Genomic DNA, 22,144 nt, shown 5'->3' with positions numbered 1-22,144 from the left:
CGAAGGTGGACCACACTGCCGACCGTCGGCGGCCGTCGGGAGGCGCCCATGGCAGCGAGCAGGACCGCTGCTTCCTGTTCCCTGCCGACGGCATCGAGGCCCTGATCGGCGAGATCGACGCCGCCGCGAAGCACCGGACTGACGCTCACTGTCATCAGCGAGGTCAACCCTGCTGGTCTCACCTCGCTGGCCGCCCGTTGCGGTACAGCAGCGGAGTACAGCAACCAGCGCAACCGCAGCCGACCGGCATAGACCTTCGAAGTCCCCATAACCAGCGTCCTGGACCGCACTGACCGTCCGGCCGATAGTTCGGGACGAGGAGGTCTTCCCCAGGCTGGCGACAGCCGACGGTGGAGCTCGGGCCGTCTCTGGGCCGTCCGAGGTCACCCGATGCTAACCAACAACGACAGAGGCCCACGGCCTCTGAGCAGTTCAGAGCCGTGGGCTTCGTCAGTCTCGCTGGTCAGCGAGACCCGTGATCAGTAGACCGGCAAGTCAGGCTGCACTGAGCAGGCCGTTGAGGAGTCCGTGCCGCTCGAAGCGTCAAGAAGGAACGGAAGGGCACCGCCACAGCTGCTCAGAGGCAACCGTCCCCGTCAGGGGCGATGAGCGTCGCTCACCTCCAGGAGGTGACCGCGGCTCGTAGCGACGCGGAGTACGTCGCGCAAAGCCCCGGTCAGTTCCTTCGTCAGCCGTCGCAGGTCTCCCAGGCCTGCGTCCTGGTCGTCGAGGACGTCCGAGGCCTGCTCCTCTCCACGGTCATGTGGCGGGTGGTGAAGACCGCGTCGACGCGATCGCCGGCGATGGCGTGCTGACGTGAAGACACGGACCGGATCACCGCCTTCTGAGCACACGAACGGCGGCGAGCCGGGTTCGCGCGTGCACGGTCAGCAGCTCACCTGACTCGAAGAGGAGCTGCTTGGCCCCCTGCGGGAGTTGGAAGAGGTCCATTACCCTGCAGGCCCTGCCTGCGAGTTGGATGACGTCTCCCCGTTGCACGGTGGCCGCAGTGCTCTCAATGTTGGATTCCAGCGCGCCGCCGGGCGCCCGGCCGGTCACCGCTGCACCTGCGCGAGCGTGGACAGGTCGCACACCGAGTGACACGGGCAGGAACACGCCTCGTAGACGATCGGCAGGTCGATCGGTGCAGAGACCCAGGAGGCCTCCACGCAAGCAAGGTGTGTGCCGATACGGCACGCGGTCGACCGGTGGGGAACGGCCGAGGCGCCAGTGACTTGAACATGTTGGCGAGGAGGCATCAGCAGACCCCCGCCAGGGCCGACCAGGCTTCAGCCGACAGGTGGGGAGCGACGACCACAGGACGCGGCCGTGGGGCACAGGGCAGCCTCCGTCACCGGAAAACCACTTTCAGTGACGCTAGTTAACCAGTTAGGGCTAGTGGCCGACGGCAGGCTCGTGCAGCTGTCCACGAGCTGGGAGCTGTACGACCTCACCGCCGGCACACTCGTCGTCCTCCCCGAGGGAGGGCCGCACGCCGGGGCGGGGGTCGTGAACCGCATGGCCGCGATCGGTGTCACCGTCAGCCACGCCGTGGAGCAGCCGGAGCCGAGGCAGGCGACCGCCGAGGAGGCGTCACTCCTGGGCATCCAGAAGGCCGCGCTCGTCACGCACATCCGGCGGACGTACTACAGCGACCAGGGGCGGCCCGTGGAGACGGCCGACATCGTCGTGCCCGCCGTGCACTGCGAGATCGTCTACGAGATCCCGATCAACCGATAGCCCCGCTCAGGGTTCGTCATATGGCCGACGACGCCCCGTCCTGTCCCGAGTGCAGTCAGCCCCTGAAGTGGGGCGGTTTCGTGCTGTCCAGGCGGGACGACGACGGCCGGAGGAACCGTTGGAGGTCTGCCCAGTTCCGCAACTGTTTCGGTGACATCCAACGCTGACATCGACGAGGCCGGACAGCGGCACACAGCAACGCCCTCGCGCGACCGCCGGACCAGCCGACGCCGACGTCAGGGGCGGGCGTAGAGCGAACTCCTCGTGCGGTGCTCATGCACGAGCGCCCTCCCGGGCCGTCCTCGGGCCGTGGAAGGGCGCTCAGCGATGACCAACGCCGACAACTGCCGGCAGCTCAGCAGCAGGTCAGGACGTTGATCCATCAGGCGGCCGCAAGTCACGGCCGCCGTACGTCAGTTGTGGCTGTGCAGGATGTCGTTCAGGCCGCCCCAGACCGCGTTGTTCGGGCGGGCCTCGACCTTGCCGGTGACCGAGTTGCGGCGGAAGAGGATGTTGGAGGCGCCGTTCAGCTCGCGGGCCTTGACGATCTGGCCGTCGGGCATGGTGACCAGGGTGCCCGCGGTGATGTAGAGGCCGGCCTCGACCACGCACTCGTCGCCGAGCGCGATACCGACGCCCGCCTCGGCACCGATCAGGCAGCGCTCGCCGATGGAGATGATCACGTTGCCGCCGCCGGACAGGGTGCCCATGGTGGAGGCGCCGCCGCCGATGTCGGAACCGTTGCCGACCACGACGCCCGCGGAGATCCGGCCCTCGACCATCGACGTGCCGAGCGTGCCGGCGTTGAAGTTGACGAAGCCCTCGTGCATGACGGTGGTGCCCGCGGCGAGGTGCGCGCCGAGGCGGACCCGGTCGGCGTCGGCGATGCGGACGCCCTTCGGGGCGACGTAGTCCGTCATGCGCGGGAACTTGTCGATCGAGGTGACCTGCAGGTGCAGGCCCTCGGCGCGGGCGTTGAGCCGCACCTTCTCGATGTCGTCCACGGCGACCGGGCCGAGCGAGGTCCAGGCGACGTTGGCGAGGTGGCCGAAGATGCCGTCCAGGCTCTGGCCGTGCGGCTTGACCAGGCGGTGCGAGAGCAGGTGCAGACGCAGGTAGACGTCGTGGGCGTCGAGCGGCTTCTCGTCGAGGGAGGCGATGACCGTGCGGACCGCGACCACCTCGACGCCCCGGCGGGCGTCCGGGCCGACCGCCGCGGTCGCGCCGCCGCCCAGCAGCTGTGCCGCCTGCTCGGCGGTGAGCCGCTCGGTGCCGGCCGGGCCCGGCTCCGCGACCAGCTCGGGGGCCGGGAACCAGGTGTCGAGGACGGTGCCGTCGGAGGCGATGGTGGCGAGGCCGGCGGCGACGGCGCCGGTGGTACGGGAAGCAGAGTCGGTCATGGGAGAAAACCTAACGTGGGCGGGGTGGTCGGGGCGAACCGCGTCTCACGTGCCGGGCGCCGCTTCAGGGGATCAGCCGAGCGAGGGCGGCGCGGGCGTACTCCTCGTCGTACGAACCGCCCGTCAACAGCACCTGCAGACAGATCCCGTCCAACAGCGCGAGCAGGGCCCGGGCGGTGACCGGGTCGGTGCGGCGGGCCAGCAGCGCCGCCGCATCCTCGGTCCACTCGGCGGCGACGGGGCGCAGGGCGGGCCGGCGCAGGGCCGCCAGATACAGCTCGTACTCCAGCTCCACGCCGGTACGGTCGCCGCCCAGCCACACTCCGAGCGCGCCGGCGAGGTCGGCGGCGAGATCGCCCTGACCGTCCTTCGGCAGCCGCTCGGCCAGCACCCGGCCGAAGTTCTCGTTGGACTGCCGCAGCGCGGCGACCATCAGCTCTTCCAGGGTGGCGAAGTGGTACGTCGTGGAGCCGAGCGGTACGTCGGCCTCGGCGGCGACGGCGCGGTGGCTGAGACCTGCGATGCCGTCCCGGCCGACCACGCGGATCGCCGCGTCGATGAGGCGCCGGCGCCGGTCGGGGTCGTAGCGGCGGGGCATCAGTGGCTCGCCCCGCCCAGGTTCAGCACGACCACGCCCCCGATGATCAGCAGGATCCCGCCGACCTTGGCGACGCCCAGCCCCTCCCCGAACAGCAGCAGCCCGAGCAGGGCGATGGCCGCGGTGCCCACGCCGGACCAGATCGCGTACGCCGTGCCGATCTGGACGGTCTTCAGCGTCCGGGCGAGCAGCGCGAAGGAGACGAGGTAGCCCAGAGCCGTCACGAGCGAGGGCCAGAACCGGCTGAATCCCTCGCTGTACTTCATCGCCGTCGTCGCGGCGACCTCGGCGGCGATGGCGCCGGCGAGTGTCAGATATCCCATGTGTACGAGCGTACACATCGCGCGGACACAGGTGCACCTCACCCCCGCGCCGCCAGGGCGTCTCGCCCCGCCCCGCCCGGGGCCGGAACGAGCTGGACCCCCTTCTTCCGTGCGGGTACGAGGTACGAGGTTCTTCGGGCCGGGCATGCGCAGTCCGGCCCGGACGGAGAAGGAGCCCACGACAGCGGCCTCGGCAGGCCCGCTCCGGTCGGCCGGTCCGGGTGCCAACAGGCGCGCCCACTCCCTGCCGATCCGTACGAACAGCACTGTCTTTCCCCGTCGTTGAGAACAGTGGTCGTCGAGAACCGGGACTTCGCTCCACGGTTCGGAGCGCCTGGTGGGGCATGGACGACGGGACACGCGAAACGGCCGTACCGCGAACGGTACGGCCGTTTTGCCGAAGCGGAGTCGGGCGTTGAACCCGAACGGGATCAGACGTTGAAGCCGAGCGCGCGCAGCTGCTCGCGACCGTCGTCCGTGATCTTGTCCGGGCCCCACGGCGGCATCCAGACCCAGTTGATGCGAAGCTCGCTGACCAGGCCGTCCGTGGCGGACTTGGCCTGGTCCTCGATGACGTCCGTCAGCGGGCAGGCCGCCGAGGTGAGGGTCATGTCGACGGTCGCGATGTTGGACTCGTCGATGTGGATGCCGTAGATCAGGCCGAGGTTGACGACGTCGATGCCCAGCTCGGGGTCGACGACGTCCATCAGGGCCTCGCGCAGCTCCTCCTCGGAGGCCGGCTTCATCTCTGCGGTGTCGGTCATGCCGTCTTCCTTTCGGCGTCGGCGCCACCCAGCGCCTGGGCCGTCGCGTCCTTCCACGCCATCCAGCTCAGGAGGGCGCACTTGACCCGCGCGGGGTACTTGGAGACACCGGCGAACGCGACCGCGTCCTCCAGGATTTCCTCCATCGCGTCGTCGGGCTCGATCCGGCCCTTGGACTGCATCAGCTCCAGGAAGGTCTCCTGGATCTTCTGCGCCTCGGTCACGTCCTTGCCGACCAGCAGCTCGTTGAGGACCGACGCGCTCGCCTGGCTGATGGAGCAGCCCTGGCCCTCGTACGAGACGTCCGCGATCTTCGTGCCGTCGTACTTCACGCGGAGGGTGATCTCGTCGCCGCACGTCGGGTTCACATGGTGCACCTCGGCGTCGCCATCCCGCAGACCACGCCCGTGGGGGTTCTTGTAGTGGTCCAGGATGACTTCCTGGTACATCGAGTCCAGCTTCACGGTCTCAGCTCACGCCTCTCAGCCGAAGAAGTTCCGTACGTGCTCCAGCCCCTCGACCAGTGCGTCGATCTCGGCCGGCGTGGAGTACAGATAGAACGACGCTCGCGTGGTCGCAGGAATTCCGTACCGGAGACAGACCGGGCGCGCGCAGTGGTGGCCGACGCGGACCGCGATGCCCTGCTCGTCGAGGACCTGGCCCACGTCGTGCGGGTGGATGTCACCGAGCGTGAAGGACATCGCGGCGCCCCGGTCCTCGGCCGTGGTCGGGCCGATGATCCTCAGGTCCGGGACCTTCTGCAGACGCTGGACCGCGTACTCGGTCAGCGCGTGCTCATGGGCGAGGATCTTCTCCATGCCGATCGACTGGAGGTAGTCGATCGCCGCGCCGAGACCGACCGCCTGCGCGATCGGGGGCGTGCCCGCCTCGAACTTGTGCGGCGCGGGGGCGTAGGTGGAGGAGTGCATCGAGACCGTCTCGATCATCTCGCCGCCGCCCAGGAAGGGCGGAAGGTCCTCCAGGAGTTCCTGGCGGCCCCACAGGACGCCGATGCCCGTCGGGCCGCACATCTTGTGACCGGTGAAGGCCACGAAGTCGGCCTGCAGGGCCTGCACGTCCAGCGGCATGTGCGGGGCGGCCTGGGAGGCGTCGATGCAGACCAGCGCGCCGACCTCCTGGGCGCGGCGCACTATCGCCTCGACCGGGTTGACCGTGCCCAGGATGTTCGACACCAGCACGAAGGAGACGATCTTCGTCTTCTCCGTGATGACCTCGTCGATGTTGGTCAGGTCCAGCCGGCCGTCGTCCGTGAGACCGAACCACTTCAGCTTCGCGCCGGTGCGCTGCGCGAGCAGCTGCCACGGCACGATGTTGGAGTGGTGCTCCATCTCCGTGATGACGATCTCGGTCTCGTGGTCCACCCGGTAGGGCTCCTCGGCCCAGCCCAGCATGTTCGCCACGAGGTTCAGCGACTCGGAAGCGTTCTTGGTGAAGATCACCTCGTCGCGGCTCGGCGCGTTGACGAACTCGGCGACCTTGTCGCGCGCGCCCTCGTACAGCGCCGTGGCCTCCTCGGCGAGCACATGCACACCGCGGTGGACGTTGGCGTTGTAGCGCTCGTAGTACTCGCTCAGGGCGTCCAGCACCTGGCGCGGCTTCTGCGAGGTCGCCGCGTTGTCCAGGTACACGAGCTTCTTGCCGTCGTGGACCAGACGGTCCAGTACGGGGAAGTCCTTGCGGATCGCCTCGGTGTCGAGGAGGCCCGGCAGCTGTGTCACGCGGATACGCCACCCTTCGTGTATGCCTCGTAGCCCTCGTCCTCCAGCTTGTCGGCCAGCTCGGCACCGCCGGACTCGACGATCCGGCCCGCGGAGAAGACGTGGACGAAGTCGGGCTTGATGTAGCGCAGGATGCGCGTGTAGTGCGTGATCAGCAGGGTGCCGACCTCGCCGGTCTCGCGGACGCGGTTGACGCCCTCGGAGACGATGCGGAGCGCGTCGACGTCCAGACCGGAGTCCGTCTCGTCCAGGATCGCGACCTTCGGCTTGAGCAGCTCCAGCTGGAGGATCTCGTGGCGCTTCTTCTCACCGCCGGAGAAGCCCTCGTTGACGTTGCGCTCGGCGAAGGACGGGTCCATGTTGAGGCGCTCCATGGCCTCCTTGACCTCCTTCACCCAGGTGCGCAGCTTGGGGGCCTCGCCGCGGACGGCGGTGGCGGAGGTGCGCAGGAAGTTGGAGACCGAGACGCCGGGGACCTCGACCGGGTACTGCATCGCCAGGAACAGGCCGGCGCGGGCGCGCTCGTCGACGGACATCTCCAGGACGTCCTCGCCGTCGAGGGTGACGGTGCCGCTGGTGATCGTGTACTTCGGGTGACCCGCGAGGGAGTAGGCGAGGGTCGACTTGCCGGAGCCGTTGGGGCCCATGATGGCGTGCGTCTCGCCCTGCTTCACGGTGAGGTCGACGCCCTTGAGGATCTCCTTCGTGGCGTTGTCGGCCTCGACGGTGACGTGCAGGTCTCGGATTTCAAGCGTTGCCATGGGTGCCTCAGGACTCCTGGGTGAGGGAGACGAGTACGTCGTCCCCTTCGATCTTTACGGGGTATACGGGGACGGGGCGCGTGGCCGGGAGGCCGGACGGCTTGCCGGTGCGCAGGTCGAAGGCGGAGCCGTGCAGCCAGCACTCGATCTGGCAGTCCTCCACCTCGCCCTCGGAGAGCGAGACGTTCGCGTGGGAGCAGATGTCGTAGATCGCGAACACCTCGCCCTCGGTCTTGACGACCGAGACCGGCGTGCTGTCGATCTCCACCCGCTTCGGGGTGTCCTCCTCCAGCTCGCTCAGCCCGCAGACGCGTACGAAGGTCATGCGACCGAAGCCTCCAGCTCCTCCTCGATCTTGGCGAGCAGGCGCTCCTCGATGTCGGCGACACCGATCTGCTGGACCAGCTCGGCGAAGAAGCCGCGGACCACCAGGCGGCGGGCCTCGTGCTCCGGGATGCCGCGGGCCATCAGGTAGAAGAGCTGCTCGTCGTCGAAGCGGCCGGTCGCGGAGGCGTGGCCGGCGCCGACGATCTCGCCGGTCTCGATCTCCAGGTTCGGCACCGAGTCGACGCGCGCGCCGTCCGTGAGGACCAGGTTGCGGTTCATCTCGTAGGTGTCCGTGCCCTCGGCCTTGGCCTCGATGAGCACGTCACCGATCCAGACCGCGTGCGCGTCGTCGCCCTGGAGCGCGCCCTTGTAGACGACGTTCGACTTGCAGTGCGGGGTGTTGTGGGTGACCAGCAGGCGGTGCTCCTGGTGCTGTCCGGCGTCGGTGAAGTACAGGCCCAACAGCTCGGCCTCGCCGCCGGGGCCGGCGTAGGACACGCGCGGGTGCAGGCGGACGACATCGCCGCCGAAGGTGACGACCACGGACTTGAAGGAGGCGTCCCGGCCGACCAGCGCGTTGTGCTGGCCCACGTGCACGGCCTTGTCGTCCCAGTCCTGGACGGAGACGACGGTCAGCTTGGCGCCGTCACCGAGGACGTAGTCGACGTTGGCGGCGAGCACCGCGTCACCGGTGTGGTCGATGACCACGACGGCCTCGGCGAAGTTGCCCAGCTCGATCACTTGGTGGCCGAAGGCGGTGCCGCCCTGGCCGTGCACCGCGATGCGGATCGGCTCGGTGAGGACGGTCTCCTTGGGGACGGTCACGACCGAGGCCTTCTCGAAGGCCGAGTACGCCTGGGCGGCGACGCGGTCCACCGGGGTGCCCGCCCTGCCGAGGCGCGCGTCGTCACGGCCGACGGTCTCGACGGTGACGCCCTCGGGGGCCTGGACGTCGACCTTCACACCGTCGCCGTTCGCGACGGCGGTGCCGTCGTGCAGACCGCGCAGGCGCTCGAGCGGCGTGAACCGCCACTCCTCCTCGCGGCCGTGCGGTACCGGGAAGTCCGCCACGTCGAAGGACGGGGGCGCGCTCATGCGCGAGACGACGGTCGACTCGGCGGCGACCGCGATCTGGCCGGCGGTGGTGGAGCCCACCGGGATGTTCTGGGCCTCAGCCATGGCTGTCGTTGTGCTCTCTTCCTACGTCAAGAAATCTGCGTGCTGTTCGTCGGGCGGACCGGTGACTAACCGACAGCGCCTTCCATCTGCAGCTCGATCAGCCGGTTGAGCTCGAGGGCGTACTCCATGGGCAGTTCCTTGGCGATCGGCTCGACGAAGCCGCGCACGATCATCGCCATCGCCTCGAACTCGGTGAGACCGCGGCTCATCAGGTAGAAGAGCTGGTCCTCGGAGACCTTGGAGACGGTCGCCTCGTGACCCATGGACACGTCGTCCTCGCGGACGTCGACGTAGGGGTACGTGTCGGAGCGGGAGATGGTGTCGACCAGCAGCGCGTCACACAGCACGTTGGACTTGGAGCCGTGGGCACCCTCGCCGATCTCGACCAGGCCGCGGTACGAGGTACGGCCGCCACCGCGCGCCACCGACTTGGAGACGATGTTGGACGAGGTGTTCGGCGCCATGTGGACCATCTTCGAACCGGCGTCCTGGTGCTGGCCCTCGCCCGCGAAGGCGATGGACAGGGTCTCGCCCTTGGCGTGCTCGCCCATCAGGTAGACGGCCGGGTACTTCATCGTCACCTTGGAGCCGATGTTGCCGTCGATCCACTCCATGGTCGCGCCCTCGTAGGCCACGGCGCGCTTGGTGACCAGGTTGTAGACGTTGTTCGACCAGTTCTGGATGGTCGTGTAGCGGCAGCGGGCGTTCTTCTTGACGATGATCTCGACGACCGCGGAGTGCAGCGAGTCCGACTTGTAGATCGGGGCCGTGCAGCCCTCGACGTAGTGCACGTAGGCACCCTCGTCGACGATGATCAGGGTCCGCTCGAACTGGCCCATGTTCTCCGTGTTGATGCGGAAGTAGGCCTGCAGCGGGATCTCGACGTGGACGCCCTTCGGGACGTAGATGAAGGAGCCACCCGACCACACGGCGGTGTTCAGCGCGGCGAACTTGTTGTCACCGGCCGGGATGACCGTGCCGAAGTACTCCTTGAAGAGCTCCGGGTGCTCCTTCAGCGCGGTGTCGGTGTCGAGGAAGATGACGCCCTGCTCCTCCAGGTCCTCGCGGATCTGGTGGTAGACGACCTCCGACTCGTACTGGGCGGCGACGCCGGCGACGAGGCGCTGCTTCTCCGCCTCCGGGATGCCCAGCTTGTCGTACGTGTTCTTGATGTCCTCGGGCAGGTCCTCCCAGGACTCCGCCTGCTTCTCCGTGGAGCGCACGAAGTACTTGATGTTGTCGAAGTCGATGCCCGAGAGGTCGGAGCCCCAGTTCGGCATCGGCTTCTTCTCGAAGAGCTTCAGGCCCTTCAGGCGCAGCTTGGTCATCCACTCCGGCTCCGACTTCTTGCCGGAGATGTCGCGGACGACCTCCTCGTTCAGGCCGCGCCTGGCGGAGGCACCGGCCACGTCGGAGTCGGCCCAGCCGTATTCGTACTTGCCCAGGCCCTCGAGTTCGGGGTGGGCAGTCTCCGTGGGGAGAGTCATGCGGGGTTCCTCCCGGCCGTGCTTGCAGGTGCGTCAGTGGATGTCTTGGGGATGAACGTCGTGCAGACGCCGTCGCCGTGCGCGATGGTCGCCAGTCGCTGGACGTGGGTACCCAGCAGCTCCGCGAAGATCTCCGTCTCCGCCTCGCACAGCTGCGGGAACTGCTCCGCGACGTGGGCGACCGGGCAGTGGTGCTGGCACAGCTGCTCGCCGACCGGTGCGCTGCGCGCCGTAGCAGCGTACCCGTCGACACTCAAGGCCTTGGCCAGGGCTTCGGCGCGCTTGTCCGGCGTGACCGCCTCGATCGCCTTGCGGTACGCGCTCGCCTGGGCGGCGATCCGGGCGCGGGCGAAGGCCGCGACCGCCTCGGGGCCCCCGCCCTGCTCTGCGATCCAGCGGAGCGCGTCCACGGCGAGCTTGTCGTACGACTGGTCGAAGGCGTCCCGGCCGCAGTCGGTCAGCGCGAAGACCTTGGCGGGGCGGCCGCGCGTGCGCGTGCCGTACACACGCTGTTCGCGGGCCTCCACGACGTCGTCGGCGACCAGTGCGTCCAGGTGACGCCGGACGGCCGCCTGGGTCAGTCCCAGCCGGCCGGCGAGTTCGGCGACGGTGGACGGGCCGTGGTCCAGGATGGAGCGCGCGACACGGTTGCGCGTGGAGCGCTCACCGGTCGCAAGTTCCTCCTGCGGGGCCCCCAGGGGGGTCTCCCGAGCCTCGCCGACGTTTTTCACAACGCCATTGTTGCGTAATTCCTCGGGGCCTGACAAGCGCCGTCCGGATCATCGAGCGGTGCCCTGCATCACTTAGGCATACCTAATCCGACCTGCGGAAACGATCTTTGATCGATCATCCGCCAAGGCCGTGAGCAGGCAAATCAGTGGCGGTACGCACTCCCGTCCGGAAGACTCGCCCACCATGCCGACACCCCCTCCGACCGGCCCTCTTGTCACCCGCGACACTCTTGCCGCACAACTACGCCTCTTGGGTGTCGAGACCGGCGAGACCCTCCTCGTCCACTCCTCGCTCAGCTCCCTCGGCTGGGTCAACGGAGGGGCCGTCGCGGTCGTCCAGGGACTTCTCGACGCCCTCGGCCCCTCGGGCACGCTCGTCGTGCCCGCCCAGTCGGCCGACCTGTCGGACCCCGCGCTGTGGGGCAGGCCGCCCGTGCCCCGGGAGTGGTGGGACCGCATCCGGGCCACCATGCCGCCGTACGACCCGCTGATCACCCAAACCCGCGGGGTCGGTGTGGTCCCCGAGACCGTGCGGACCTGGCCGGGTGCCCTGCGCAGCGCGCACCCGCACACCTCGTTCGCGGCGCTCGGACCCCGCGCGCGGAAGATCACCGACGGACACGCCCCCGACTGCCGGCTCGGCGAGCGCAGCCCGCTGGCCCGGCTGGAGAAGCTGGGTGCCCGGGTCCTGCTGCTCGGCGCGGGCTACGACTCCTGCACCGCCTTCCACCTGGCCGAGTACCGGATACCCGCCCCGCTGGTGGAGGTCGGGCGGCCCGCTCCCGGCGGCGGCTGGGAGACACTGGTCGAGGTGTCGATCGACTCCGACCGGTTCGACGAACTCGGCCACGACTTCGAACGGGACCGGCCCGTCGTACGCGGCAGGGTCGGCGCGGCGGACGCACGGCTGTTCCCGGTGGCGGACGCGGTCGCCTACGCCGAGCGGTGGCTGCCGCTGCACCGGCCCCGCGAGGAGTAGCCCGGCCCGCCAGAACCCCGTGCGAAGGACTTCGCCCACCCCCGCGCCCGAGCGGTCCGGGGTCTCCCTAGACTCTGGATTCATGCGAAGCGAGCCCGTGGTCCAGGTCCAGGCCCTGGTGAAGCGGTACGGCACGAAGACCGCGGTGGACGGCCTCGACCTGGTGGCCAAAACGGGCGTGACCGCCGTACTCGGCCCCAACGGGGCGGGGAAGACGACGACGGTCGAGACCTGCGAGGGGTACCGGAAGCCGGATTCCGGCACGGTGCGCGTCCTGGGCCTCGACCCCGTACGCCAGTCCGCCGAGCTGCGTCCCCGTATCGGCGTGATGCTCCAGTCCGGCGGCGTGTACTCCGGTGCCCGGGCCGACGAGATGCTCAGACACGTCGCGAAGCTGCACGCGCACCCGCTGGACGTGGACGCCCTGATCGAGCGGCTGGGCCTGGGCAGCTGCGGCCGGACCGGCTACCGGCGGCTGTCCGGCGGCCAGCAGCAGCGCCTCGCGCTCGCCATGGCCGTCGTCGGGCGCCCGGAGCTGGTGTTCCTGGACGAACCGACGGCCGGCCTGGACCCGCAGGCCCGCCGGGCCACCTGGGACCTGGTGAGGGACCTGCGCGCCGACGGCGTCTCGGTGATCCTCACCACCCACCACATGGAAGAGGCCGAGGAACTCGCCGACGACGTGGCGATCATCGACGGCGGCCGGGTCATCGCCCAGGGCTCCCCGGAGGAGCTGTGCAAGGGCGGCGCCGAGAACACCCTGCGCTTCACCGGCCGCCCCGGCCTCGACGTGGGCTCCCTGCTGAAGGCCCTCCCGGCCGACTGCACGGCCGCCGAGCTCACCCCGGGCGCCTACCGGGTCGTCGGCAAGGTCGACCCGCAGCTGCTGGCCACCGTGACCTCCTGGTGCGCCCAGCACGGAGTGATGCCGGACCGGATCTCGGTGGAACGGCACACGCTGGAGGACGTATTTCTGGAGCTGACGGGCAAGGAGCTGCGGTCATGATTCCCGCTCACACGGAGACCGGCCGGGGGCCCGGGGGTTGCCCCCCGGAAGGACACAGCCTGGAGCTGACGGGCAAGGAGCTGCGGTCATGATTCCCGCTCACACGGAGACCGGCCGGGGGCCCGGGGGTTGCCCCCCGGAACGACACGGCCTGGAGCTGACGGGCAAGGAGCTGCGGTCATGATTCCCGCTCACACGGAGACCGGCCGGGGGCCCGGGGGTTGCCCCCCGGAAGGACACAGCCTGGAGCTGACGGGCAAGGAGCTGCGCTCATGACGACCGCGACCGGTACATACGCCCCCAAGCCGGGCGCGGCGCCCCTCCCCCGCATGATCGCGGCGCAGGCGGCGCTGGAGACGAAGATGCTGCTGCGCAACGGCGAGCAGCTGCTGCTGACGGTCGTCATCCCGACCCTGCTTCTGGTGCTCTTCGGCTCGGTGGACATCGTGGACACCGGCAAGGGCAAGGCCGTCGACTTCCTCGCCCCCGGCATCCTGGCGCTCGCCGTGATGTCGACGGCGTTCACCGGGCAGGCCATCGCGACCGGTTTCGAGCGCCGCTACGGCGTGCTCAAGCGGCTCGCCTCCTCGCCGCTGCCCCGCTGGGGCCTGATGACCGCGAAGACCGCGTCCGTGCTGGTCACCGAGATCCTCCAGGTGATCCTGCTGACGGTGATCGCCTTCGCGCTGGGCTGGTCCCCGCACGGCAACCCGGCCGCCGTCCTGCTCCTGCTGATCCTCGGTACGGCCGCCTTCTCCGGGCTCGGCCTGCTGATGGCGGGCACCCTGAAGGCGGAGGCGACCCTGGCCGCCGCCAACCTGGTCTTCCTGCTGCTGCTCGTCGGCGGCGGGGTCATCGTGCCGCTGGACAAGTTCGGCCCGGCCGCGCAGCACGTGCTCGGACTGCTGCCCATCTCGGCGCTCTCCGGCGGGCTGCGGGACGTGCTCCAGCACGGCACCGGGATGCCGTGGGGCGACCTGGGCATCCTCGCGGTGTGGGCGGTCGTCGGGCTGGCCGCGGCGGGCAAGTTCTTCCGCTGGGAGTGAGGCGTCACGGTGGACCCTCGTGAAAGCGTGCACAAGCGGCGGCCTACGATGGGGGGCGTGCCCAAGCTGAACCCCGCCGACGCCGCAGCGGCCGTGCGCAACCCGCTCGCCTTCATCGCCGAACGCTGGACCCCGTCCCCCAGGACGGTCCAGCGGGCGGCCCTCGCCGCGCTCGTGATGTCGGTGGTCATCGTCGTCACCGGCGGTGCCGTCCGCCTGACCGGTTCCGGCCTGGGCTGCCCGACCTGGCCCGAGTGCACCGACGGCTCGCTGACGCCGACGACCGCGCTGAGCTACCACAGCGCGATCGAGTTCGGCAACCGGATGCTGACGTACGTGCTGTGCGCCGCCGTCGGCTGGGCGATCATCGCCGCCCGCTCCGAGAAGCCGTACCGGCGCAGCCTGACCCGGCTCGGGTGGGCGCAGTTCTGGCTGGTGATGAGCAACGCGGTCCTCGGCGGCATCGTGGTGCTCGTGGGCCTCAACCCGTACACCGTCGCGGCCCACTTCCTGCTCGCGACGGCCCTGACCACCGTCGCCGCGGTGATGTGGCAGCGCACCCGCGAGGGCGACGGCGCGCCCCGGCCGCTGGTCGGCAAGGCCGTGGGGCAGCTGGTGTGGTTCCTGGTGGCGGCGTCCCTGCTGCTCATCGCGGTCGGCACGGTGGTGACCGGAGCCGGTCCGCACGCGGGCGACTCCAGCGACGTCAAGCGGATCCCCATCGACTGGGAGACGGTGGCCAAGCTGCACGCGGTGCTCGCCTGGATCGTGGTGACGCTGACGTTCGCGCTGTGGTTCGTGCTGAAGGCGGTGGACGCGCCGAAGGGGCCCCTCGCCCGCACCCGCGATCTGTTCCTGATCCTGCTCGCCCAGGGTGTGATCGGTTACGTGCAGTACTTCACCCACCTGCCCGAACTGCTGGTGGGCCTGCACATGCTCGGCTCCTGCCTGGTGTGGATCGGCGTCCTGCGCGTCCTGCTGGCGCTCCGCGAACGCCCGGAGGCCACCCTGGACCTGCCCGGCCCCTCGGCCGAGGTGACGGTGGGCACGCGCGCGTGAGTCACCCGTAGGTGGTGACCAGCGTGTCGATCGCCGGGGCGAGATAGGCGCGGGTCAGCTCGGCGCGGCGGTCGAGCCAGTCCCCGTCCGCGGGGGCGGGAGCGTCGTCGTAACGCCGGCGAGTGATGTCCTCGACGACCTCCACCGGGGCACTGAGCGCCGGGAGTTCGGCGAGCGCCTCCCGCTTCGAGATCAGCCGCCCGTCCCGCAGGGTCACCGTGGCCCGGGCGAAGGTCAGCAGGCCCAGGTCCACCCACGCGTCCTGCCGCCACAGCCGGGCCCTGTCCACCGCCGGACGCCAGTAGTCCCGCTGGTCCCGTACGACGAAGTCGTGCAGCTGCCGCTCCGGCACCGGCGGGAGCAGCCCGGCCGGCGACGCGCCGTGCAGCACCCGCCCGAAGTCGTGCAGCTCGCGCCGGGTGACGGGGGTGACCGGGCGGCGCATCGGGCGTCCGTGGGCCCAGGTGAGGTGCGAGTGGTCCGGGTCGCCCAGGGTGGCCGGGGTCAGATAGCTGCAGTGGAGTTTCGCGGCGAGGGGTTCGGCCCGCAGCCGCCGGTGCAGTTTCACCACCCGCCGTACGGTCCCGAGGCGCACCGGCCCCGGCAGTACGGCGATCAGGTCCAGGTCGCTGCGGCCCTCCTGATAGTCACCCCCGGCCAGTGAGCCGTGTGCCCACACCGCGCGGGGTCGCAGCGGCGTGAGTCCGTCGAGGAACCGGTCGAGCAGCGATGCGGTCGGCATCCGCCCAGTCTGGACAGCTCACGCCAGTCCGTAAACCCGGCGCGCGTTGTCCGCCGCGACCATCCGGGCCACCCGCTGAGCGTCCTCCAGGGACCAGGCGCTCTCGGCGACCCAGGTGCCCAGGACCCGGCCGAGGGCCTCGCGGAACAGCCGTGCTCCCACCACGTGCAGCTCGGGCAGGCCGTGCGCGCCCGTGGAGAAGAGGATCTTGCCGAACGGGGCCAGCTCCAGGATCTCGGCGAGGACGGTGGCCGCGCGGGCGCCGGTGCGCACGAGTGCGGCGCCGGAGTCGGTGTAGACGTGCGGGAAGACGCCGGCCAGATGGGCGGCGTGACGGTGGTAGGGGTAACCGTGCAGCAGGATCAGGTCCGTGCCGAGGCCCGCCGTGGCCCGCACGAAGTCGGTGAGCAGCACGGGGTCGGTGCGGTCGATGCGGGAGCTCGGCTCGCCGAGCCCGGCGTGCAGCTGGAGCGGGCGGCCGGAGGCCACGGCGATCCACAGCAGGTGCCGTAGCAGCACGGGGTCGGTGAGCGGCCCGCCGACCCGCCGCCCGGCCAGCCAGCGGCCCACCGCGCCCCGCACCTCCCCCGGTCCCGGCGGCTCGGGCGCGAGCGCGAGGCCGTGTCCCAGCCCGGCGACGGAGGTGAAGGCGACCGCGTTCGCGGCGGCTCCGTGCACCGATTCGGCGAGGTTGGCGAGGAAGGACTCGACGGTGCCGGAGGTGTCGGCGACCTGCTCCGCGAGCTGCTCGAGCCGGATGATCTCGTGGGCCTGGGCGGAGCCGGCGGAGGCCAGCTCGGCGGGGCCGGTGAGGTCGCCGGGCAGGCCGGTGTCGACGAGGTAGGTGGTGATGCCGCTGCCGCGCAGCAGCCTGCGGCCCGCTTCCAGGACGCCCAGTTCCCGGCGCCGGGCCAGATAGCGGGCGGGCGGGCAGTGCGGCTCCAGGCCGAGCAGGGGCGGGCACCAGCGCCGTACGGCGAATCCCGTCTGGGTGTCGAAGAGGGTGGTGCCGGCCGCGGGCGGTCCTTCGGTGCGGGAGAGCTGGGCCTCGAAGGTGCCGAGGCCCAGCTCTGTTCGCAGTACGCCGTGGCAGTACTGGTCCACGAGGGACGGCGTTTCGATCATCCGGACTCCCCGTAGGACGCGTGGACGCTGCGCTGGCCTACAGGTCCTAACGGGTGAACGGGGTTCGAGGTCGCGGTCGGGACTGCGGGTTCATCGGCGGCCGGGGGCCGCCTGTGGCTTGTCGCTCAGCTCCCCGCACCCCTTCGGAGCGCGCTCATCACCCGCCGAGCTGAATGCCGGCCATCCTCTTCCACTCGTACGAACCCGTCGTCACCTTGGCGGCGAACTCGCCGTCGAAGGACTCGTGGACGGTGATGCCGGACTTCTCGACGGCCTTCTCGGCGATCTCGGTGCTGGGGGCCACCAGGTCGCCCCAGCCGCCGTCCTCGCCGACGAGGACGATGCGGGCGCCGCGCTCGCCGATGTAGGCCACCTGACCCTCGGCACCGCCGTGCGCCTTGGCGAAGGCGCTGATCTCCCGGGCGAGCTTCGCGGCCCTGCGCTCGGCCCTCGCGTCAACCTGCTGCGTGTCTGCCATGGGCAGGATGCTACTCGCGGGTAGATCAGCTGACGAGAGCAGGGCTCTGTGACGTACGCCCGGCGTGTGTCAGCGCAGGAACGGGTCCACCGCGATCGCCACGAACAGCAGCGACACGTAGGTGATCGACCAGTGGAACAGCCGCATCTCCTTCAGCTTCACGCCCGTGGCCTCGGCCCTGGCCCGGTTCTGCAGCGCGTGCGCCTCCCACAGCCACCAGCCGCCGGCGGCCAGCGCGACGGCCGTGTAGAACCAGCCGGTGTAGCCGAGCGGGGTGAGCAGCAGGGACACGGCGACCATCACCCAGCTGTAGATGACGATCTGCTTGGCGACGACCTTGTTGGAGGCGATGACCGGGAGCATCGGCACGCCCACGCGCGCGTAGTCGTCCTTGACCTTCATGGACAGCGGCCAGTAGTGCGGCGGGGTCCAGAAGAAGATCACCATGAACAGGATGACGGGCGCCCAGGAGAGCGAGTTCGTCACGGCCGACCAGCCGATGAGCACGGGCATGCAGCCCGCGATGCCGCCCCACACGATGTTCTGCGACGTGCGCCGCTTGAGGATCATCGTGTAGACGACGACGTAGAAGAGGAGCGCGCCGAGGGACAGCCAGGCGGACAGCCAGTTGACGGTGAGGCCGAACAGGAGCGTCGAGACGACCGCGAGGGTGATGCCGAAGGCGAGGCACTCGCGCGGGCTGACCATGCCGGTCACCAGCGGCCGCTGCGAGGTGCGGTCCATCAGGGCGTCGATGTCCCGGTCGATGTACATGTTCAGCGCGTTGGCGCCGCCCGCCGAGAGGTAGCCGCCGACACAGGTCAGCAGGACCAGCCCGAGGTCGGGCACGCCCTGCTGGGCCAGGAACATCACCGGAACGGTGGTGATGAGCAGCAACTCGATGATCCGCGGCTTGGTCAACGCCACGAACGCCTTGACACGGGCCCCGAACGGCCGGTGAACCGGGCCCTGGCTCGCACCACCCAGCACGCCCGCTGGACGTGATTCGACGGCCGTCACGCACACCCCTGACAGAGACATCCCAGCAAGCCTCCCCGTGTGAAGTCCCGGTAAAGGCTCGCGCGTACCACGCCACTTTAGACGTTGCCCATACCCCGGCCTTCGCGGGGGTGGGGTCGTGTTGGCGCACGCCCCATAAGAGGGGAGTGGGCACTCGATTGAGCGCTCAGATGACCGCCTCCGTATTCATGTGCCAAATGGCGCGTTCGGCCAGTCGGGAGGCGGATCCAACCGACTCCCGGCAGTCTGGAAACACTCGAAAAAATGCACGTCCTCACGGGGGTAGGCTCGTCAGCGGCCGGCGGGCGGCAAGCGCGCCGGCGGCCGGATGGGGGCATGCCCCGAAGACCGGCGACCGACATGTGGAGAGGAGCCCTGACCCAGGGTGAGCACCAAGCCGACCACCACAGACCTTGAGTGGACCGAGCTGGACCGGCGGGCCGTGGACACCGCCCGTGTCCTGGCCGCCGACGCCGTACAGAAGGTCGGCAACGGCCATCCCGGTACGGCGATGAGCCTGGCCCCGGCCGCCTACACCCTCTTCCAGAAGGTGATGCGGCACGACCCGGCCGACCCGGAGTGGGTCGGGCGCGACCGCTTCGTGCTGTCCGCCGGCCACTCCTCCCTGACCCTCTACACGCAGCTCTACCTGGCCGGCTTCGGCCTGGAGCTCGAGGACCTGGAGTCCTTCCGCACCTGGGGTTCGAAGACCCCGGGCCACCCGGAGTACGGGCACACCAAGGGCGTCGAGACCACCACGGGTCCGCTCGGCCAGGGTGTCGCCAACGCCGTGGGCATGGCGATGGCCGCCCGCTACGAGCGCGGTCTGTTCGACCCGGAGGCCCCGCAGGGCGAGTCACCCTTCGACCACTTCGTCTACTGCATCGCCGGTGACGGCTGCCTGCAGGAAGGCATCTCCGCGGAGGCCTCCTCGCTGGCCGGCCACCAGAAGCTCGGCAACCTGATCCTGCTGTGGGACGACAACCACATCTCGATCGAGGGCGACACCGAGACGGCCGTGTCCGAGGACACCACTCTGCGGTACGAGGCCTACGGCTGGCACGTGCAGCGCGTGGAGGCTCAGGAGAACGGCGACCTGGACCCGGCCGCCATCTACGAGGCGGTCCAGAAGGCCAAGGCGGTCACGGACAAGCCGTCCTTCATCGCGATGCGCTCGATCATCGCCTGGCCGGCCCCGTCCGCGCAGAACACCGAGGCCGCGCACGGCTCGGCGCTGGGCGAGGAGGAGGTCGCGGCCACCAAGCGCGTCCTCGGCTTCGACCCGGAGAAGAGCTTCGCCGTCGAGGACGAGGTGATCACCCACGCCCGCAAGGCCCTGGAGCGCGGCGCCCAGGCGAAGGCCGAGTGGGAGAAGTCCCTGCAGCAGTGGCGGGACGACAACCCCGAGCGCGCCGCCGAGTTCGACCGCATCAGCCGAGGCGAGCTGCCCACCGGCTGGGAGGAGAAGATCCCGGTCTTCGAGCCGGGCAAGGGCGTCGCGACGCGTGCCGCCTCCGGCAAGGTGCTGCAGGCGCTGGGTGCGCTGATCCCCGAGCTGTGGGGTGGTTCCGCCGACCTCGCCGGGTCGAACAACACGACCATCGACAAGGAGAGCTCGTTCCTGCCCGAGGGCAACCCGCTGCCCGAGGCCACGCCGTACGGCCGCACCATCCACTTCGGCATCCGCGAGCACTCGATGGGCGCCGAGATGAACGGCATCACGCTGCACGGCAACACCCGTGTCTACGGCGGTACGTTCCTCGTCTTCTCCGACTACATGCGCAACGCGGTGCGCCTGTCGGCCCTGATGCACCTGCCGGTGACGTACGTGTGGACGCACGACTCCATCGGCCTCGGTGAGGACGGTCCCACCCACCAGCCGGTCGAGCACCTGGCCTCACTGCGCGCGATCCCCGGTCTGAACATCGTCCGCCCGGCCGACGCCAACGAGACGGCGATCGCCTGGCGCGAGATCCTGGGGCGCTGGACGAAGGAGTTCGGCAAGGGGCAGCCGCACGGCCTCGCCCTCACCCGCCAGGGCGTGCCGACGTACGAGCCCAACGAGGACGCGGCCAAGGGCGGCTATGTCCTGTTCGAGGCCGAAGGGCCCGAAGGGCAGGGCGCGGCGGCGCAGGTGATCCTGATCGCCACCGGTTCCGAGGTGCACGTGGCCGTTGAGGCGCGTGAGCAGCTCCAGGCTGAGGGCGTTCCGACGCGTGTCGTGTCGATGCCGTCCGTCGAGTGGTTCGAGGAGCAGGACCAGGGGTACCGGGACTCCGTGCTCCCGCCGTCCGTCAGGGCCCGCGTGGCCGTGGAGGCGGGTATCGGGCTGACCTGGTACCGCTACGTCGGGGACGCCGGCCGCATCGTTTCCCTGGAGCACTTCGGTGCTTCCGCCGATGGCAAGGTGCTCTTCCGCGAGTTCGGCTTCACTGCCGAGAATGTGGCCGCCAAGGCCCGGGAATCCCTCGCCGCCGCCCAGCGCTGACGCTCATATACGACACGTAGGAGATGTAATTCCATGACAGACGCACTCAAGCGCCTCTCCGACGAAGGCGTCGCGATCTGGCTGGACGACCTGTCGCGCAAGCGGATCACGTCCGGCAACCTCGCCGAGCTGATCGACCAGCAGCACGTCGTGGGCGTCACCACCAACCCGACGATCTTCCAGAAGGCGATCAGCGGCGGCGACGGCTACGAGCAGCAGGTCGCCGACCTGGCCGCCCGGAAGGTCACCGTCGAAGAGGCCATCCGCATGATCACCACGGCGGACGTCCGCGACGCCGCCGACATCCTGCGCCCGGTCTTCGACGCCACCGGCGGCAAGGACGGCCGGGTCTCCATCGAGGTCGACCCGCGCCTGGCGCACAACACCAGGGCCACCGTCGCCGAGGCCAAGCAGCTGGCCTGGCTGGTGGACCGCCCCAACACCCTGATCAAGATCCCGGCCACCAAGGCGGGTCTGCCGGCGATCACCGAGACGATCGGCCACGGCATCAGCGTCAACGTCACCCTGATCTTCTCCCTGGAGCGGTACCGGGCCGTCATGGACGCCTACCTCTCCGGCCTGGAGAAGGCCAAGGAGCGCGGCCTGGACCTGTCGCTGATCCACTCCGTGGCGTCCTTCTTCGTCTCCCGCGTGGACACCGAGATCGACAAGCGGCTGGACGGCATCGGCACCGACGAGGCCAAGGCGCTGCGCGGCAAGGCCGCCGTCGCCAACGCGCGCCTCGCCTACCAGGCGTACGAGGAGGTCTTCTCCTCCGACCGCTGGCAGGCGCTGGAGAACTCGGGTGCCAACAAGCAGCGTCCGCTGTGGGCGTCGACCGGTGTGAAGGACCCGGCGTACTCGGACACCCTGTACGTCACCGAGCTGGTCGCGCCGAACACGGTCAACACCATGCCGGAGGCCACGCTGGAGGCCACCGAGGACCACGGCCGGATCAGCGGCGACACCATCGCCGGCACCTACGAGCAGGCGCGTGCCGACCTCGACGCGCTGGAGAAGCTCGGCATCTCGTACGACGACGTCGTACAGGTGCTGGAGGACGAGGGCGTCGAGAAGTTCGAGGCGTCCTGGAACGACCTGCTGAAGTCCACCCAGGCGGAGATCGAGCGCCTCGCCCCTTCGGAGGGCTGA

General features: G+C 69.8%; 23 protein-coding genes and 1 pseudogene. 8 read left to right on the top strand and 16 right to left on the bottom strand.

The window, feature by feature from the left end:
• Positions 1–605 precede the first annotated feature (605 nt).
• Positions 606–815: a hypothetical protein gene (locus ACWGJ5_RS40555; RefSeq protein WP_453314621.1), complete on the top strand. Its 210-nt coding sequence runs from the start codon at positions 606–608 to the stop codon at positions 813–815.
• 19 nt (positions 816–834) lie between these two features.
• Here the strand turns inward: ACWGJ5_RS40555 and ACWGJ5_RS40550 are convergent, their stop codons facing one another.
• Positions 835–1,059 (bottom strand): hypothetical protein, encoded by a 225-nt coding sequence (locus ACWGJ5_RS40550; RefSeq protein ID WP_453314620.1) that lies wholly within the window; start codon positions 1,057–1,059, stop codon positions 835–837.
• Positions 1,060–1,398: 339 nt separating this feature from the next.
• Here ACWGJ5_RS40550 and ACWGJ5_RS40545 point away from each other — a divergent pair.
• Positions 1,399–1,740 (top strand): annotated as a pseudogene (locus ACWGJ5_RS40545) (UTRA domain-containing protein); the annotation flags it as partial.
• 413 nt (positions 1,741–2,153) lie between these two features.
• Here ACWGJ5_RS40545 and dapD read toward each other — a convergent pair.
• From dapD to ACWGJ5_RS40490, 11 genes are all read right to left on the bottom strand, one after another.
• Entirely contained in the window at positions 2,154–3,140 is a 987-nt protein-coding gene (gene dapD, locus ACWGJ5_RS40540; protein ID WP_453314619.1) for a 2,3,4,5-tetrahydropyridine-2,6-dicarboxylate N-succinyltransferase, read from the bottom strand.
• Between the two features lie 64 nt (positions 3,141–3,204).
• Entirely contained in the window at positions 3,205–3,738 is a 534-nt protein-coding gene (locus tag ACWGJ5_RS40535) for a TetR/AcrR family transcriptional regulator (protein ID WP_453314618.1), read from the bottom strand.
• Positions 3,738–4,061: a DMT family transporter gene (locus ACWGJ5_RS40530; RefSeq protein WP_228624086.1), complete on the bottom strand. Its 324-nt coding sequence runs from the start codon at positions 4,059–4,061 to the stop codon at positions 3,738–3,740. The genes ACWGJ5_RS40535 and ACWGJ5_RS40530 overlap by 1 nt, the downstream gene beginning before the upstream one ends.
• 431 nt (positions 4,062–4,492) lie before the next feature.
• On the bottom strand, positions 4,493–4,825 hold the full coding sequence (locus ACWGJ5_RS40525) for a metal-sulfur cluster assembly factor (protein ID WP_228624088.1): 333 nt from the start codon (positions 4,823–4,825) through the stop codon (positions 4,493–4,495).
• Positions 4,822–5,289: a Fe-S cluster assembly sulfur transfer protein SufU gene (gene sufU / locus ACWGJ5_RS40520; protein WP_453314617.1), complete on the bottom strand. Its 468-nt coding sequence runs from the start codon at positions 5,287–5,289 to the stop codon at positions 4,822–4,824. The genes ACWGJ5_RS40525 and sufU overlap by 4 nt, the downstream gene beginning before the upstream one ends.
• 18 nt (positions 5,290–5,307) lie before the next feature.
• Positions 5,308–6,564: a cysteine desulfurase gene (locus ACWGJ5_RS40515; protein WP_453314616.1), complete on the bottom strand. Its 1,257-nt coding sequence runs from the start codon at positions 6,562–6,564 to the stop codon at positions 5,308–5,310.
• Positions 6,561–7,325 (bottom strand): Fe-S cluster assembly ATPase SufC, encoded by a 765-nt coding sequence (gene sufC, locus ACWGJ5_RS40510; RefSeq protein WP_228624094.1) that lies wholly within the window; start codon positions 7,323–7,325, stop codon positions 6,561–6,563. Before sufC ends, ACWGJ5_RS40515 begins: the two co-directional genes overlap by 4 nt.
• A gap of 7 nt (positions 7,326–7,332) precedes the next feature.
• On the bottom strand, positions 7,333–7,650 hold the full coding sequence (locus tag ACWGJ5_RS40505; protein ID WP_228624096.1) for a non-heme iron oxygenase ferredoxin subunit: 318 nt from the start codon (positions 7,648–7,650) through the stop codon (positions 7,333–7,335).
• Positions 7,647–8,831, bottom strand: a complete 1,185-nt coding sequence (gene sufD / locus ACWGJ5_RS40500) for a Fe-S cluster assembly protein SufD (protein WP_453314615.1) — start codon at positions 8,829–8,831, stop codon at positions 7,647–7,649. The genes ACWGJ5_RS40505 and sufD overlap by 4 nt, the downstream gene beginning before the upstream one ends.
• Before the next feature lie 65 nt (positions 8,832–8,896).
• Positions 8,897–10,318, bottom strand: coding sequence for a Fe-S cluster assembly protein SufB (gene sufB / locus ACWGJ5_RS40495; protein ID WP_031166078.1), 1,422 nt, complete (start codon positions 10,316–10,318; stop codon positions 8,897–8,899).
• Positions 10,315–11,049, bottom strand: coding sequence for a helix-turn-helix transcriptional regulator (locus ACWGJ5_RS40490; protein WP_228624100.1), 735 nt, complete (start codon positions 11,047–11,049; stop codon positions 10,315–10,317). The genes sufB and ACWGJ5_RS40490 overlap by 4 nt, the downstream gene beginning before the upstream one ends.
• 184 nt (positions 11,050–11,233) lie before the next feature.
• Between ACWGJ5_RS40490 and ACWGJ5_RS40485 the strand changes: the two genes are divergently transcribed.
• The 4 genes from ACWGJ5_RS40485 to ACWGJ5_RS40470 all read left to right on the top strand — a co-directional run bounded on the left by ACWGJ5_RS40485 (position 11,234) and on the right by ACWGJ5_RS40470 (position 15,139).
• Positions 11,234–12,028 (top strand): aminoglycoside N(3)-acetyltransferase, encoded by a 795-nt coding sequence (locus ACWGJ5_RS40485; protein ID WP_453314614.1) that lies wholly within the window; start codon positions 11,234–11,236, stop codon positions 12,026–12,028.
• Between the two features lie 82 nt (positions 12,029–12,110).
• Positions 12,111–13,034 (top strand): ABC transporter ATP-binding protein, encoded by a 924-nt coding sequence (locus ACWGJ5_RS40480; RefSeq protein ID WP_453314613.1) that lies wholly within the window; start codon positions 12,111–12,113, stop codon positions 13,032–13,034.
• 272 nt (positions 13,035–13,306) lie between these two features.
• Entirely contained in the window at positions 13,307–14,080 is a 774-nt protein-coding gene (locus tag ACWGJ5_RS40475) for an ABC transporter permease (RefSeq protein ID WP_453314612.1), read from the top strand.
• Positions 14,081–14,128: 48 nt separating this feature from the next.
• Entirely contained in the window at positions 14,129–15,139 is a 1,011-nt protein-coding gene (locus tag ACWGJ5_RS40470; protein WP_453314611.1) for a COX15/CtaA family protein, read from the top strand.
• A gap of 1 nt (position 15,140) precedes the next feature.
• Here ACWGJ5_RS40470 and ACWGJ5_RS40465 read toward each other — a convergent pair whose 3' ends face one another.
• From ACWGJ5_RS40465 to ACWGJ5_RS40450, 4 genes are all read right to left on the bottom strand, one after another.
• Positions 15,141–15,881, bottom strand: coding sequence for a nucleotidyltransferase domain-containing protein (locus tag ACWGJ5_RS40465; RefSeq protein ID WP_453314610.1), 741 nt, complete (start codon positions 15,879–15,881; stop codon positions 15,141–15,143).
• Positions 15,882–15,899: 18 nt separating this feature from the next.
• Entirely contained in the window at positions 15,900–17,006 is a 1,107-nt protein-coding gene (locus ACWGJ5_RS40460) for an amidohydrolase family protein (RefSeq protein WP_453314609.1), read from the bottom strand.
• A gap of 157 nt (positions 17,007–17,163) precedes the next feature.
• Positions 17,164–17,484, bottom strand: coding sequence for a hypothetical protein (locus tag ACWGJ5_RS40455; protein WP_228624112.1), 321 nt, complete (start codon positions 17,482–17,484; stop codon positions 17,164–17,166).
• Between the two features lie 69 nt (positions 17,485–17,553).
• Positions 17,554–18,510 (bottom strand): heme o synthase, encoded by a 957-nt coding sequence (locus ACWGJ5_RS40450; protein WP_453314630.1) that lies wholly within the window; start codon positions 18,508–18,510, stop codon positions 17,554–17,556.
• Between the two features lie 379 nt (positions 18,511–18,889).
• Here ACWGJ5_RS40450 and tkt point away from each other — a divergent pair, with 379 nt between their 5' ends.
• Both tkt and tal read left to right on the top strand, forming a co-directional pair.
• On the top strand, positions 18,890–20,992 hold the full coding sequence (tkt, locus tag ACWGJ5_RS40445) for a transketolase (RefSeq protein WP_453314608.1): 2,103 nt from the start codon (positions 18,890–18,892) through the stop codon (positions 20,990–20,992).
• A gap of 33 nt (positions 20,993–21,025) precedes the next feature.
• The gene (gene tal / locus ACWGJ5_RS40440; RefSeq protein WP_453314607.1) at positions 21,026–22,144 is read left to right on the top strand and encodes a transaldolase; all 1,119 of its coding nucleotides are present in this window, start codon (positions 21,026–21,028) and stop codon (positions 22,142–22,144) included.

This window comes from Streptomyces sp. NPDC054783, from assembly GCF_053611725.1.
Note: the sequence above shows the minus strand (reverse complement) of the source record. Positions and strands in the feature narration are given on the sequence as shown.

Excerpts from the sequence above, each read along its gene's own strand:
- ACWGJ5_RS40485 (WP_453314614.1), top strand. The coding sequence starts at position 11,234 with ATGCCGACACCCCCTCCGACCGGCCCTCTTGTCACCCGCGACACTCTT.
- ACWGJ5_RS40460 (WP_453314609.1), bottom strand. The coding sequence starts at position 17,006 with ATGATCGAAACGCCGTCCCTCGTGGACCAGTACTGCCACGGCGTACTG.
- ACWGJ5_RS40475 (WP_453314612.1), top strand. The coding sequence starts at position 13,307 with ATGACGACCGCGACCGGTACATACGCCCCCAAGCCGGGCGCGGCGCCC.
- sufB (WP_031166078.1), bottom strand. The coding sequence starts at position 10,318 with ATGACTCTCCCCACGGAGACTGCCCACCCCGAACTCGAGGGCCTGGGC.
- sufD (WP_453314615.1), bottom strand. The coding sequence starts at position 8,831 with ATGGCTGAGGCCCAGAACATCCCGGTGGGCTCCACCACCGCCGGCCAG.
- ACWGJ5_RS40470 (WP_453314611.1), top strand. The coding sequence starts at position 14,129 with ATGGGGGGCGTGCCCAAGCTGAACCCCGCCGACGCCGCAGCGGCCGTG.
- ACWGJ5_RS40530 (WP_228624086.1), bottom strand. The coding sequence starts at position 4,061 with ATGGGATATCTGACACTCGCCGGCGCCATCGCCGCCGAGGTCGCCGCG.
- tal (WP_453314607.1), top strand. The coding sequence starts at position 21,026 with ATGACAGACGCACTCAAGCGCCTCTCCGACGAAGGCGTCGCGATCTGG.
- ACWGJ5_RS40465 (WP_453314610.1), bottom strand. The coding sequence starts at position 15,881 with ATGCCGACCGCATCGCTGCTCGACCGGTTCCTCGACGGACTCACGCCG.
- ACWGJ5_RS40505 (WP_228624096.1), bottom strand. The coding sequence starts at position 7,650 with ATGACCTTCGTACGCGTCTGCGGGCTGAGCGAGCTGGAGGAGGACACC.
- ACWGJ5_RS40555 (WP_453314621.1), top strand. The coding sequence starts at position 606 with ATGAGCGTCGCTCACCTCCAGGAGGTGACCGCGGCTCGTAGCGACGCG.
- ACWGJ5_RS40480 (WP_453314613.1), top strand. The coding sequence starts at position 12,111 with ATGCGAAGCGAGCCCGTGGTCCAGGTCCAGGCCCTGGTGAAGCGGTAC.
- ACWGJ5_RS40455 (WP_228624112.1), bottom strand. The coding sequence starts at position 17,484 with ATGGCAGACACGCAGCAGGTTGACGCGAGGGCCGAGCGCAGGGCCGCG.
- ACWGJ5_RS40525 (WP_228624088.1), bottom strand. The coding sequence starts at position 4,825 with ATGACCGACACCGCAGAGATGAAGCCGGCCTCCGAGGAGGAGCTGCGC.
- ACWGJ5_RS40535 (WP_453314618.1), bottom strand. The coding sequence starts at position 3,738 with ATGCCCCGCCGCTACGACCCCGACCGGCGCCGGCGCCTCATCGACGCG.
- dapD (WP_453314619.1), bottom strand. The coding sequence starts at position 3,140 with ATGACCGACTCTGCTTCCCGTACCACCGGCGCCGTCGCCGCCGGCCTC.
- sufC (WP_228624094.1), bottom strand. The coding sequence starts at position 7,325 with ATGGCAACGCTTGAAATCCGAGACCTGCACGTCACCGTCGAGGCCGAC.